The sequence below is a fragment of the Balneolaceae bacterium genome, from assembly GCA_034521445.1.
Taxonomy (GTDB): Bacteria; Bacteroidota; Rhodothermia; order Balneolales; family Balneolaceae; genus JAXHMM01.
This window is the reverse complement of record JAXHMM010000003.1, coordinates 262,898-276,204: the sequence shown is the minus strand read 5'-3', so window position 1 is coordinate 276,204 and position 13,307 is coordinate 262,898. Positions and strand designations below refer to the sequence as shown.

Genomic DNA, 13,307 nt, shown 5'->3' with positions numbered 1-13,307 from the left:
TAATGTGGCACCAACAGGAAATAACCCTTTCCCCAAAATCGCGCGGCTACCATCTGGTTACCGACGAGGTACTCGACCAGCTTGAGGGCCTGGAACATATGGAACGGGGACTGGCCCACTTTTTCATTCTGCATACAAGCGCCTCCCTCACACTGAACGAGAACGCCGATCCGGCGGTCCGGCGCGACTTCCTTTCGCACTTCAAGCGTATGGTCCCGGAAGACACCTCCCTCTACGAGCATACCCTGGAGGGACCGGACGACATGACCTCCCATATCAAAAGCTCCCTGCTGGGTCATGATCTGACCGTGCCTGTCACCAACGGCCGCCTGAACCTGGGCACCTGGCAGGGCATCTGGCTCTGCGAGCATCGCAACAGCGGGGGATCGCGCCGTCTGGTCGTGACCATCCATGGAAAGTCTTAAAGTCTGATAAGTCGAAAAGTCCGAAGTCGGGCATCCGACTTTACGACTTTCTGACTTTTCGACTTATCAGACTTTAAGACTTTCTGACTTGGGAGACTTTATGACTTATTAGACTTAGTCAGACTTTAAAAGCCGAAGACCATTGAGAACGACCAACAGGGTGCTTCCCTCGTGCCCCACCACCCCCAGAGGCAGCGGCAGATCAAACAAAAAGACCGAGGCTACCAGCACGGCTATGACCGCAAGGCTGAAGACGATGTTCTGCCACACCACCCTCCTGGCCCTTCGGGAAAGTTGTATCAGCCATGGTATTTTCATCAGGTCGTCCGACATCAACACCACGTCGGCCGTCTCCAGGGCCACGTCGGTGCCCGCCGCTCCCATGGCGATGCCGATGTTGCTGCCGGCCAGCGCGGGGGCGTCGTTGACCCCGTCCCCCACCATGGCCACGGGGCGACCGGCCGCCAGCTCGCGCACCAGTTCCACCTTGCGGTTGGGCAGCAGTTCGGCGTAGATTCGGTCCATGCCCAGCTTTTCTCCGATGGCCTCCGCCACCGAGGGCAGATCTCCGGTCAGCATCACCAGCTCCTTAATGCCCAGCTCCCGCAGGGCCTGCAGGGCTCCGGGCGCATCCTCCCTTAGCGTGTCGGCCATGGCAATCAGGCCAATGACTGTTCCATCGCGCTCCACGAACACGTAGGTCTTTCCCTCCCTGCGAAGATCCTCGATACGTTCCTTCAGGGAGGCGGGCAGATTCTCCATCACGCCGGGAAACATCTTCCGGTTGCCCACACGCACCTCTCGGCCTTCGACTATGGCGGTGATGCCCTTGCCCGCATCGGCCTGTACCTCCGCCGCGCGCTTCCACGTGACGCCCTCCCGGCGGGCCTTCTCCAGGATGGCGGCCGCCAGGTGGTGTTCGGAGTGCTCCTCGGCGGAGGCAGCCAGGGCAAGAATCTCCTCTTCGGTGACACCTTCTCCCGGATCGTCCTCCCCGGAGCGAACGGCCTCCGTCACCAGCACGTCGGTGACCTGCGGCTCGCCCGTGGTGAGCGTTCCCGTCTTGTCAAAGGCCACCATCTCAATGGAGGCGGCCTGCTCGAGGAAAGCCCCGCCCTTGAAGAGCACCCCGTTGCGGGCCGCGATGGCGATGGCCGAAAGGATGCTGGCAGGGGTGCTGATGATCAGCGCGCAGGGGGAGGCGACCACCAGCACGGTCATGGCCCTGTAAAAAGTCGGATCGAAGGGTTCGCCCAGCAGCAGCCATGGAACCAGGATGAGTCCAACGGTAACCAGGATAACGCCCAGGGCGTAGGGTGACTCGAAGTCGTCGAGGTAGCGCTGGGTTTCGGCCTTGCGCCCCTGGGCCTCCTCCACCATCCGCAGGATTTTGGCCAGGGCGGTCTCGTGGGCGTGACGGGTAACCTTGAGGGTGAGCACACCTCCCCCGTTGAGGGTGGCCGCAAAGACCTCGTCCCCCTCCTCCTTGACAACGGGCATGCTCTCGCCGGTAATAGCCGCCTGGTTGACGCTGCTCTCCCCTTCCTCCACCACCCCGTCCATGGGGATGCGCTCGCCCGGTTTCACCCTGATCCGGTCGCCGGGACTGAGCTCCTCCACAGGCACCTCTTCTTCGCGTCCGTCACTAAAGACCTTCAGGGCCCGGTCCGGCCTCAGTTTCATCAGGGAGCGAATGGCCCTTCGGCTGCGTCCCATGGCGTAATACTGCAGGGTGTTGCTAAGAGAAAAGAGAAACAGAAGCACCGCACCCTCCAGCCACTCGCCGATCACCGCCGCGCCGGCCGCCGCCAGGATCATCAGCAAATCCACATTCAGCTCGCCGTGCCTGAGTGCCTTCAGGCTCTCGCGGACCCCGGCGTACCCGCCGGCGGCATAGGCGGCCATATAGAACATATTCGCCGCGGCCGGCCCGATTAAGCCCAGCAGCTCCCCGAAAAATCCAGAGGCCAGGCTGAGCGTGCAGACTGCAGTCATGGCCATCTCGAACCGGAGGAGGCCAGATGAGATACCGTCGGGGGATGGGGATTCCGTATGGCCGTTGTCAGACATGCGCTACGTAGGTTGGTATCCGATCCAGTGCGTCAACACCCCATGTAAACAAGGGCGGCGGATAGACACAATATAGATTAGGCCGAGCCGGACACAGCGGTGGCAAGGTCTATCGCCTGGGAGAGCCGCACCAGTAAAAAGGGGACCCCGGAAAACCGGGATCCCCTGCAAGCATCAGACGTCATGACTTTCCGACTTTATGACTTTCCGACTTCAGGACTTCAAGACTTTATGACTTTATAGATAGACTTTAAAAGTCTTCGATGGGCGGCGCGCCGGTGGCCTCTACAGCCTGACGCAGTTCCGGAATAACGTTGTCGGCGTAGTTCTGGATGCGCTCTCGGATGTCGGCCAGCTCACGCATGCCCACCTGCACGGTCTGCTTGTGCATCTCGGTGGGACCGTAAGTGGTGAAGAGCGCCCGGTAGCCTACGAACATGCGGTCGGAGGGCGTCGGGGGATTCCTTTCGCCGATTTCGCCTTTGGCCTCGCTGCCATCGAACTCCTCGTTAAGCTGGAGTAGCTCAAGGCGCGTGTCGTTGAGTCGTTCGGCCAGGTCGGGATTCTCCGATGGCGCGCGACGCAGCGCGGTCTGCATGGCGTTCACGAGGTCGATCTGCTCCTGCATGCTCTCCTCGGTCCGCGTCAGCTCGCGCTGAAACTGCGTGAGGGTCTCCCGGAAGGAGGCGAACTCCTCGTTGGAGGCGCGCTGCAGGGCGCCGTCAAAGAGGGGCTTCACCTCAAAGGTAATGGGCTCGCTGAGCGGGGTATGCTCGCCGCGCACCACCTTCGAGAGTTCGGCGGTGTAGGTGCCCGGGGTGACCCGGAAGCCGCCGCCGAAGAAGCCGCCGGCCTGCTGCCCTACTTCAATGATGCTCTCACTGTGGTAGTCCAGCTCCCAGTTCACGCGGTGAAAGCCCTCGGAAGTGGGTCCGGTGATGCGGTTCACTACCTGGCCGTTCTCATCTTTAATAGTGATCAGGACGGTGGGACCCTGTTCACGCATCTCGGCTTCCAGGCTGTCCCAGCCCACAAAAGGCACGTCCTCGTCATCGTCCAGGGCGCGCTCGTCAGCCTTGCGCTGACCTTCCAGCGACTGCAGGCTCTCACCGAGGTAATAGGTGAGGTTGGCACCGTAGGGTGGGTTCGGAGCCGACCATTCGGCTGTGCCCTCAGAATCGATTGCATTGTTGGGCACATACCAGAGGGCGTCGCGCGTATCGAAGAGCACGGCCTCGCTGTTCAGCATTTCGGGCGTCATTTCGCGGAGCGGCGTGTAGTCGTCCAGGATGAAGATGCCCCTTCCGAAGGAGCCGGCCACCAGGTCGTTCCACTCCCGCTGGATGTGGATATCACGGAAGGCGATGGTCGGCACACCGCCGCTGAGTTCCTGCCAGTTCTCCCCGCCGTCCACCGTAAAGAAGATGCCGAATTCGGTGGCCGCGAAAAGCAGGTCGGGATCCACATGATCCTGGGTCATTCGCCAGACCAGGTGGCGGTCCGGCAGGTCCCCGTCGATGCGGGTCCACGTCTCGCCCCGGTCGGTGCTCTTGAGCAGGTAGGGACTGAAATCGCCGCTCTTATGGTCGTCGCCCATCACGTAGACCGTATTAGGGTCGTGGCGGTCGGCCACGATGTCGTTCACAAAAATGCGGTCGGGCACGCCCTCGACGTCGCCCAGCTCCACGCGTCGCCAGCTCTCGCCCGCATTCTCGGAGACGTGGAAGAGTCCGTCGTCCGTACCGGCGTAGAGCAGGCCCTGCTCAAGTGGCGACTCGGCCACGGAGGTGATGGTGTTATAGTTGGTCATGGCCCCCACGTCCCAGGCATTGTCCCAACTCTGCTGCTTGCCCCGGATGGGGAGGGTGATGCGCTCCTCGTTGCGGGTCAGGTCGCCGGAAATGGGCGTCCAGCTGTTGCCCCGGTTCTCCGAGCGCCAGACGCGGTGGGAGGCGTGGTAAATGGTCGTGGGACTGTGCGGGGAGACCTCCACGGGAGCGTCCCAGTTGTAGCGCTCAAAATCCTCGCCCTCGCCCGGCTGGGGACGTACGTAGACCTCCTCGCCGGTGGTGCGGTCGATACGGTGGAGGCCGCCCTGCTGGGTCGAGGCGTAGACGATGTCGGGATTGCCCGGCTCGGTGGCGTTGTCATGGCCGTCGGCGCCCAGGATCTTGAACCAGTCGCCGTTGGTAATGCCGTCGGAGTTCATGGTCCGGGTAGGTCCCCCGTTCGAACCGTTGTCCTGCGTGCCCCCGTAAACGTTGTAAAAGGGCTTGGCGTTATCCACCGAAATCTTGTAGTACTGCATGACCGGCATGTTGTCGAGGTGCCGCCAGGTCTCCATCTTGTCGTAGGTCTCGTAGAGTCCCCCGTCCGTCCCGAAGAGGATGTAGTCGGGATCGCTCTTCTTGAAGGCGATGGCGTGGTCGTCCACGTGCTTGGAACCGTTATCAATATATTCAAAGTTGGCTCCGTGGTCCGTGGACATCATGGTGGTGCTGCTCACCAAGTATAGTTCCCCGAAATTGTGGGGGGAGGCGTAGAGTTCCTGGTAGTAGTGCGGTCCGGTGCCGCCGGAGACGGCGTCGGACATGTACTCCCAGGAAGCGCCGCGATCGGTGGACATCCAGACGCCTCCGTCGGTGCGGATGGTCTCGATGGCCGCGTAAACGCGATCAGGATCCTGCGGGGAGATGGCCAGGCCAATCTTGCCTAGCGGTCCGCCGGGCAGTCCGCCGCGGAGCTCGGTCCAAGTCTCGCCGCCGTCGGTGGACTTATGAACCCCTGATCCGGGTCCACCACCCAGGTAGGCGGCGGTGGTTCGGTGCCGGTCCCATGTGGCTGCATAAAGCACGTCGGGATTGCGCGGGTCGATCACGATATCCGTGGCGCCGGTCCACTCGTCGTTGCCCAGTGTCTTGGTCCACGTCTCCCCGCCGTCGGTGGTCTTGTAGAGTCCCCGCTGATCGCCGCTGTTCCAGAGCGGCCCCTGGGCGGCCACCCAGACGATATCGGAGTTTTCCGGATGTACGATGATCTTGGAGATGTGCTCGGAGTTTTCCAGTCCCATATTCTCCCAGGATCGTCCCCCGTCGTCGGAGCGGTAAATCCCATCCCCGTAGCCGACGTGTCGGCCTCCTACGTTCTCGCCGGTGCCTACCCAGACCGTACTGGGATTGCTGGGGTCAAGAGCGACAGCGCCGGTAGAGTATGAGCCCTGGTTGTCGAAGATGGGCTCAAAGGTGGTGCCAGCGTTGACGGTCTTCCAGACGTTGCCGGATCCCACCGCCACGTACCAGGTATTCTCGTTTTCAGGATGGATGGCGATGTCGGCGATCCGCGCAGTATTCAGGGCGGGACCGATATTGCGTAGCTGGAGTCCGTTGTAGCTGGTCTCCGAAATGACATTGCCGTCCTGCGCAAGCAGGGGCATGGAGAACAGGGTAAGGAAAAACAGGAGAAGGTATCGTCGTACTTTCATGGATGAGAAGGCTTGGTGAGGGTTTCCGTAGACCAAATTCACCGAACCATAACCAATAAGTCTCAAGGAATCAATAACTATTGCCTTCTTGAGATGTAAGGAAGGAGGGCACGGAGGGTCACTGAATTCCAAGAAATCGTTCCAGGAAAAGTGGTCTTCCTATTGCGTGACCTATATGCACATATCGTTTACCTAGTTGCACATGGCTTGGTACGCATATCCGAGCATGGATACGAAGAGCTTGCAGCCGATCAGATCCGTGTGGCAGATATTTTAACCGGTTTGAATGATGCTCTTATTGTTGAGGAATACCCGAATTTTCCAAAGGGAAAATGTATATTGCTTTTACAATATGATGCGGCGGGAAAACCCGTTCATGTATTATGGGGCATACCCAAAGGCCACGACCAACCGGCCGTATTAGTTACCGCATATAGACCGGATCCTACACGTTGGGATCCAACATTTATGTATAGAATCGACTAAAATGTCATGACCCGAAAAAAGACCAAATACATTCACGAAGGCCTGTACGTAGCCGAGGTAGAAGTAGAAGTCATAACCACAGAGGATGCATGGTCTCCCTATTTGAGCGTAGAAGATGCCTCCAGATTGGATGAGGTGCGAGAAGCGCTGAAACAGAAAAACTTCGGGAAAGCCTCAGAGTATGGACGCATCTACAAACTGAAGCCCATCGATGACTAGCACCCGGAAGTTCGACACGGATGGGAATAAATGGTCGAACCTGAAAAATAGAAAAGAGCGGAGAGGGAGGGATTCGAACCCTCGATACCCTGTTGAGGGTATACTCCCTTAGCAGGGGAGCGCTTTCGACCACTCAGCCACCTCTCCGAGAGAGCCACAAATATAAGCCCGCTGCAGCTTGAATTCAACGCGGAATGGGACCGGGACTTATGCCTCCTCCCCGCCCTTTTCCTGTATGTAAATCTGTGCCAGGTTGCGCCCCTCCTGGGCGTAGTCCAGCCCGTAGCCCAGCACAAAAAGGGTGGGAATGCGGAAGCCCACGTAGTCGAGCTGCACATCGTGTTGGGTGGCTTCGGACTTGTGGAGGAGGGTGACGGTGGCGATGGAGGCGGGCCTCTTTTTCTTCAGCTTGTCCACCAGGTACTTCATGGAGAGGCCGGTGTCAACAATGTCCTCCACCAGCACCACATGGCGCCCGGCGATATCGGCGTCGATGTCCTTGAGGTCGGTCACCTGGCCGGAGGATACCTTCTCGTCCCCGTAGCTGCTCAGCTTCAGGAAGTCCACCTCACAGGGGATCTCAACCTGGCGCATCAGGTCGGAGAGAAAAATGTAGGCCCCGTTCAGCACGCCGATGAAGATGGGTCGCTTTCCGGCATATTGTTCGCTCAACTCCTCCCCCAGTTCGGCGACGCGCTGCTGTATCTCCTCCCGGCTAAGATAGATGCGGAAGGTCTCGCCGTTGCACTGTAAATGGTCGGGGCTATACAAGCTCTACAAGTCTTAAAGTCTAATAAGTCAGAAAGTCTGAAAGTCCGAAGTCGGGAAGTCCAGAAGTCCGAAGTCTGGAAGTCCGAAGTCAGGGAGTCATTTGTTGCGGCTGATTACCAGGCACGAGCCGGTCTCCGGGCCGCAGCGGACCTCCTCCGAAATGGTGCCGGGGGGCAGCCGCTTTTCGGAAGGCGGAAAGATAACCGCCGCGATGGTTTCGTCCAAGGCCTCCAGCACGAGCGCGCGTCCGCGAAGATCTGCCGCCACTTTCCGGTTGGTCAGGTGGTCCGAAACCAGCTGGGTGCCCTCCATGCCGAAAGGCCGGAACCGGTCGCCCTCCCGCCATCGCCGCAGGGTGAGCGGCCAGGCCAGCGCGCCGGCCTCCAGGTAGAGCTTGCGGTCGAAATCGGGGTCCCGGTATCCGGCCACCCGGAAGGATAGCCCGTCAAAGGTAAAGGCTTTCTGCTCCAGGGCCTCACGCTCCAGAGGGATCGAAACGGAGCGCTGGCCCGTGTCGACCACAATTTTGAACAGCTCGCGGTCGCGCATCACCTCCACCCCTTCGGCAAGGCGGATGGCCTTGCCGGTCTGCAGTTCGGGAAGCTTCTCCAGTTCGTCGAGCGCATTACCGCTTACAGGGGCGCCGGGCAGCTCCCGCCGCAGACGGTGCAGCACCAGCGCCTTTGCCAGACCGGGCTCCAGGGAGAGCAGCGCCTCGCGATTCAGTCCCCCGCGCTCCCCGCTGACGCGCCGGCCGATCCACGCCAGGGCATCCTGGAAAATCCCGGCCTGATCTCCTGCGCGCAGCACGTTGGACTTCCATCCGGGAAAATGGCGCTCCAGCTCCGGCAGCCACTCCCGTCGCAGGAAATTGCGGGCAAAATCGCTCTTCAGGTTGCTCTCATCGGTGCGCCAGGGCACCTCGTGCTCCTCCAGGTAGCGTTCAATGTCCTCACGGGAGAGGCGGAGCAGGGGACGAAAGAGCTCCCCGTCCCATACCTCCATGCCCTGCCAGCCGGCCAGCCCGGCCCCGCGAAAGAGCTTCTGCAGGATGGTCTCGGCCTGGTCGTCCTGGTGGTGGGCCACGGCGATGCCCTCGCAGCTGTGGTCGCGTCGCAAGGCGCGAAAAAAGTCGTAGCGGAAATCGCGCGCCCACTGCTGGAAATTTTCCCCTTCCGCCTCCTCTGGGTCCGCCGCCGCGGTGTGGCAGTCGAAGCCCCACTGAAAGGCAAGCTCCTCCACCAGTTCGGCGTCGCGGTCGGAGGCCTCCCCCCTCTTTTGGTAGTTGACGTGGGCGACCAGCGCAGGGAGACCCAGCCGGTGGAGGGCGTACATCAGCGCCATGGAATCGGGTCCCCCGCTCACTCCCAGCACGAATAGGGGGAGGCTGCCGGATGCCCGGCCACCACCCTCCTCCCCAGCGGATACAGCCGGGTGCCGGCCACCCGAATCGGGCGCACCGGGGAGCTCCGCGCCGAAATGCTCGTTCACCCGGCGGCGGACCTCCTCCTCAAGCGGGGACCAGTCTGATTTGCTCATAGCTGAAAGATTTGAGTCCTCCGTCGTGGTCGACCACCAGCAGGCGGCCGGCCTCGCTGACGCCCAGAAATTTGTAGGTATCATCCCACCTCTCCCCGTTCACCTGCAGGCGCACCCACTGCCCGTATCCCCTGAGGGAACGGTTGATTTCACGCAGGAGGTCGGTCTTGTTCCGGTTCCATCGCCCGTACTCATACTCCAGCCGGGAGAGCAGCCGCGCCAGCAAGGCCTCCCGGTCGATCTCATCACCTTTGACCCGCCGCATGGAAGTGGCCGTCTCCCCCAGCTCACCGGGAAAACGCTCCTGGTTGACGTTGAGTCCGATGCCCACCAGTACGCGGTCCAGCCGGTTTCCGTTGAAGACGGTCTCGGTCAGCAGGCCGGCAGCCTTGCGCTCGCCGACCAGGACGTCATTGGGCCATTTGAGGGTGACCTCCCCCTCCCCCAGCTCCTTCTCCATCTCCCGGAGCAGGGCCAGGGCGCAGGTGAGGGTAAGCACATGGAGGCGGTCGACCCGGGGTGGACGGAAGCAGAGGGTGAAGGTGAGATTGCATCCGGCTTCGGTCTCCCAGCTTCGCTCATACTGACCACGGCCGCGCGTCTGGTGGTCTGCCAGGCAGAGCATGCCGTGGGTGATCCCGGAGGCCGGCTGCTCTTTCATATAGCTGTTGGTGGAGGGCAGCTCCTCGAAAAAGTGTCCCCCGTGACCCAGCCAGCGGGTCTCCAGCAGCTTTTCAAAGCGTTCGGCGTCGAACACGGTCAGCTCTCCGCGAGGCGGCTTTTTAGCAGGTCGATTTTGGCGATGGGCGTGGGATCCACGCCGTTGATCAGGGCGAGGTAGTAGCTGGTCCAGTCGCCCATCTGCACCAGGGAGAACATGCGCGCCAGGCGGCTCTTGCCGCGCGTAGTGAGCCGGTGCACCCCCGTGGTCTGGTCGGCCACCAGCTCCTCGACGATCTCCATGCGCCGCCGCACCCTGGGCTTGTCCTCCTTGTCCACCAGCATAATGACCGACAGGCGCCCGGTCAGGTGCACCACCCGCTCCCAGCCCACAATCTCATTGTGGTTCATTTCGGGCAGGGTGTTGCCGTAGGCGAGGGTTTTGGCGTTCTCCCCGAACTGTCCCCTCCAGCGCAGGTTGACCGGCTCCATGAGCAGGGCGTCGGAGTAGATCACCGGCAGGGTGTCGTTGAGGTCTTCCGCCAGCTGCAGCGCCTCGTTATCGCTCAAATCGCGGTACATTTCGGCCTGCTCTTCCAGCAGGTGCGCCGTCTCCTCCAGCGCCCCCTCGCCCTCGCCGAGATAGTCCAGGTGACGGAATATGCGCCACAGGGGCACGAAGCTGTAGCCCAGCGCCGCCCTCGGAGGCATGCCTCCGGGAATCTGGATGATGTCGAACTCCTCGCGGCTGGCGCGGCGCAGCAAGTCCCCTCCCGAGGTGACCCCTATGGTCTGCGCCCCCTGCTCGCGCGCCTGTCCAAGCGCCGAGAGGGTCTCCTCGGTATTGCCCGAAAAGCTGCAGGAGATGAAAAGGGTGTGCTCATCCACCCAGGCCGGAATGTCGTAGTGGCGGACCACCTGCACAGGATGGGGACAGGTGTGGTAGCTGTAGGCGCGTACCAGGTCGGCCCCGATGGCGGAGCCTCCCATGCCGGCCAGGCAGATGCTGCGAATGCGGGAGGCGTCTATGGTAAGGTCCAGCGATTCGGTGCGGCTCACCGACTCCCTCCATTGTGCGGGGAAATCGCTGAGCAGCTCCCACATATTCTGGGTGTCAACGGATTCAATGCGTTTTCGGTCCACTTCAGCCATCGTGTTTCTCTTTCCAGGATTTGAACAGGCGATGAATCTCGCCCGCGGTTTCGGAGGCCAGGGCCCGATCGGCCAGCTCCTCCATCTCGTTATGCGTTCGTTCGGTGAGCAGTTCCTTGACCTCGGGGATGCGGGAGGGCGACATGCTCAGGTCGTCCACGCCCATGCCCAGCAGGCAGGCGGCCGCCACAGGGTCGGAGGCCAGTTCCCCGCAGATAGCCACGGAAGTGTCCCCCTCGCGTGCGGCCTCCGCACAACGCTTTATCGTCCGCCAGACGGCGGGATGACGCTGGTCGTAGAGACGTGAGACCCGGTCGTTGCCGCGATCCACCGCCAGCAGGTACTGCGTCAGGTCGTTGGTGCCCAGGCTGAAAAAATCCACCAGTCCCGTAAAGTGGTGCGCCTGAAGGGCCACCGCGGGCACCTCGATCATGATGCCCAGCTGTATGTTGCGGTCGACGTCCGCGCCCTCCTCCTCCAGCCGGTCATGCAGGCGGCTGATTTCCTCGCGCACCTCACGCACCTCCGAGGTTTCGGTCACCATGGGCAGGAGAAGGCGTACGCGACCGGGGTAACGTCCCGCCACACGAAGCACCGCCTCCAGCTGATCCCGAAGGAGCTGCCGTTCGTCCAGCAGCATGCGTATGCCCCGCCATCCCAGGAAGGGATTGTCCTCGGGCTCCCCGCCCCGGAAAAACTTATCGCCCCCTGCGTCGAAGAGCCGGATGGTCACCGGGTGTTCGCCGGTCTGCTCCAGCATACCATCGTAGAACTCCTCCTGCATGGCCAGGTCGTCAAAGTTGGAGCGCTCCAGGTAGACCGATTCGGTGCGCAGCAGGCCGATTCCCTCGGCGCAGAATAGCCTGACCTTCTCCAGCTCCTCGGGAAATTCCACGTTGGCCCGCAGCGCGAAGGGGTGCCCGTCGTCGGTCTCCGAAGGTCGCCGGCAAAGCTGTGCGCGCGCCTCACGCCGCCGGTCGAAGGCCTCACATTTCTCCTTGTATCGCTGCAGGGCCTCTTCGCCGGGATGCAGCACCACGGTTCCCTCCTCCCCGTCCACGAGTGCCAGGGTCCCGTCCGCGCCTCCTGCCAGGGCCTGTCCCGCACCCATCACGGTGGGAATGCCCATGGAGCGCGCGATGATGGCGGCGTGGGAGTGGGCGCCCCCCCTTTCGGTGACGATGGCCCTGATCCGGCGCCCCGACAGACGGATCACCTCCCGCGCACTCAGTTCGCGCGCCAGGACCACCGCGCCCTCCTCCACCTCGAAATCCTCTTCTTCGCGGTCCTGCACCTGCGCGATGAGCCGGTCGCGAATATCCTCCAGGTCCACGGACCGGCCATCCTCCCCCTCGCTGCGGGCATTCATGGCCTGCAGGTAGGCTTGAAAGACAGCGTGAATGGCCCGGTCCGCGGGCCGCAGGCGCTCACGGATCTCCCTGCGGATGCGCCCGTCAAGGTCGGGATCCCTGGCCACCTGCACCTGGGCCTCCAGGATGGCGAGGGTATCAGGATCGGATTTCTCCCTTTTCATGCGCTCCAGCTCCTCCCCCACCTGGCTTCTGGCTTCCTCCCAGCGCTCCAGGTGATCCTGCACCTGCGGCTCCTCCAACCTCTCGTCCGACAGGGTATGGGACGCCCGGCGGTAACGCCAGAGCGGTCCGCGGGCCAGTCCCGGCGAGGCCGGCTGCCCCTCGATAACCGTCTGTTCGCCCTGGGTCTGCTGTTCCATGATTCTCACGACTCCCCGAAGCCGTTTTCAATGAGATCCTTGATGGCTTCAAAAGCCTCCTTTTCGTCCGGACCGTCCAGTTCCAGCTCAAGTTCGGCTCCCTGCTCGGCGGCCAGCGTCATCACGCCCAGGATACTCTTGCCGTTCACCTTGTACCCGTACATGTGGATAAAGAAATCGGATTCAAATTTACTGGCCAGCTTGACCAGGGCCGCCGCGGGACGCGCGTGCAGCCCCGCCTCGTTTACAATGGTGATTTTCTTCTTGACCATCCGGGAAGGTAGCTTGTTCAGGCCAACAAGATCATAAACTTTGGTTCAACTATCTACCTTCCAAGTCTAAAAGTCGTAAAGTCCAGAAGTCACAAAGTCGGTGGACTTTCAGACTCTTCGACTTTAATGACTTTCTGACTTTATAGACTTTTCGACTTTAAAGTCTTTGTCGTACTTTATGAGGCAACTGAGAACCTTAAAACGGATTTGTATGTCTGTCAGCAAGGAGGAAGTGCACTACGTGGCCCACCTGGCGCGCCTGAAGCTCAGCGACGAGGAGGCCGAAAGCCTCGTGGGCGACATGAACCGTATCCTGGACTACGTCTCCACCCTGCAGGAGCTGGACACCGAGGACGTGGAGCCCCTGGAGCACGTTATCGACCTGGAGTACCGGCTTCGTGACGACAAGGCCGGGGAGCCCCTTTCCCGCGAAGAGGCCCTCAAGAACGCCCCGGACGCCGACTCCGACTACTTTCGCGTGCCCCGCGTAATCGAATAAC

At 61.4% G+C, this 13,307-nt stretch carries 11 protein-coding genes and 1 tRNA gene; 3 read left to right on the top strand and 9 right to left on the bottom strand.

All coding sequences use genetic code 11. The features are described 5' to 3' along the window. The first annotated feature begins 2 nt into the window (after positions 1-2). Positions 3-425 (top strand): secondary thiamine-phosphate synthase enzyme YjbQ, encoded by a 423-nt coding sequence (locus U5K31_01665; GenBank protein ID MDZ7771440.1) that lies wholly within the window; start codon positions 3-5, stop codon positions 423-425. A 114-nt stretch (positions 426-539) separates the two neighbouring features. Here the strand turns inward: U5K31_01665 and U5K31_01660 are convergent, their stop codons facing one another. Both U5K31_01660 and U5K31_01655 read right to left on the bottom strand, forming a co-directional pair. Continuing rightward, positions 540-2,495, bottom strand: coding sequence for a heavy metal translocating P-type ATPase (locus U5K31_01660; protein ID MDZ7771439.1), 1,956 nt, complete (start codon positions 2,493-2,495; stop codon positions 540-542). Positions 2,496-2,745: 250 nt separating this feature from the next. Beyond that, positions 2,746-5,976 (bottom strand): hypothetical protein, encoded by a 3,231-nt coding sequence (locus tag U5K31_01655; GenBank protein ID MDZ7771438.1) that lies wholly within the window; start codon positions 5,974-5,976, stop codon positions 2,746-2,748. A 492-nt stretch (positions 5,977-6,468) separates the two neighbouring features. Between U5K31_01655 and U5K31_01650 the strand changes: the two genes are divergently transcribed. Continuing rightward, the gene (locus tag U5K31_01650) at positions 6,469-6,681 is read left to right on the top strand and encodes a hypothetical protein (GenBank protein ID MDZ7771437.1); all 213 of its coding nucleotides are present in this window, start codon (positions 6,469-6,471) and stop codon (positions 6,679-6,681) included. Positions 6,682-6,739: 58 nt separating this feature from the next. Here the strand turns inward: U5K31_01650 and U5K31_01645 are convergent. From U5K31_01645 to U5K31_01615, 7 genes are all read right to left on the bottom strand, one after another. After that, positions 6,740-6,828 (bottom strand) — tRNA-Ser (locus tag U5K31_01645). A 60-nt stretch (positions 6,829-6,888) separates the two neighbouring features. After that, the gene (gene hpt, locus U5K31_01640) at positions 6,889-7,452 is read right to left on the bottom strand and encodes a hypoxanthine phosphoribosyltransferase (protein MDZ7771436.1); all 564 of its coding nucleotides are present in this window, start codon (positions 7,450-7,452) and stop codon (positions 6,889-6,891) included. 96 nt (positions 7,453-7,548) lie between these two features. Further along, positions 7,549-8,991, bottom strand: coding sequence for a tRNA lysidine(34) synthetase TilS (gene tilS / locus U5K31_01635; protein MDZ7771435.1), 1,443 nt, complete (start codon positions 8,989-8,991; stop codon positions 7,549-7,551). After that, on the bottom strand, positions 8,963-9,748 hold the full coding sequence (locus tag U5K31_01630; protein ID MDZ7771434.1) for a biotin--[acetyl-CoA-carboxylase] ligase: 786 nt from the start codon (positions 9,746-9,748) through the stop codon (positions 8,963-8,965). The genes tilS and U5K31_01630 overlap by 29 nt, the downstream gene beginning before the upstream one ends. A gap of 2 nt (positions 9,749-9,750) precedes the next feature. Then, positions 9,751-10,803: a bifunctional phosphoglucose/phosphomannose isomerase gene (locus tag U5K31_01625; protein MDZ7771433.1), complete on the bottom strand. Its 1,053-nt coding sequence runs from the start codon at positions 10,801-10,803 to the stop codon at positions 9,751-9,753. Then, positions 10,796-12,535, bottom strand: a complete 1,740-nt coding sequence (gene ptsP / locus U5K31_01620; GenBank protein ID MDZ7771432.1) for a phosphoenolpyruvate--protein phosphotransferase — start codon at positions 12,533-12,535, stop codon at positions 10,796-10,798. Before ptsP ends, U5K31_01625 begins: the two co-directional genes overlap by 8 nt. Positions 12,536-12,540: 5 nt before the next feature. Next, on the bottom strand, positions 12,541-12,807 hold the full coding sequence (locus U5K31_01615) for an HPr family phosphocarrier protein (GenBank protein ID MDZ7771431.1): 267 nt from the start codon (positions 12,805-12,807) through the stop codon (positions 12,541-12,543). 211 nt (positions 12,808-13,018) lie between these two features. Here U5K31_01615 and gatC point away from each other — a divergent pair, with 211 nt between their 5' ends. Beyond that, positions 13,019-13,306, top strand: coding sequence for an Asp-tRNA(Asn)/Glu-tRNA(Gln) amidotransferase subunit GatC (gatC, locus tag U5K31_01610; protein ID MDZ7771430.1), 288 nt, complete (start codon positions 13,019-13,021; stop codon positions 13,304-13,306). Position 13,307 lies beyond the last annotated feature (1 nt).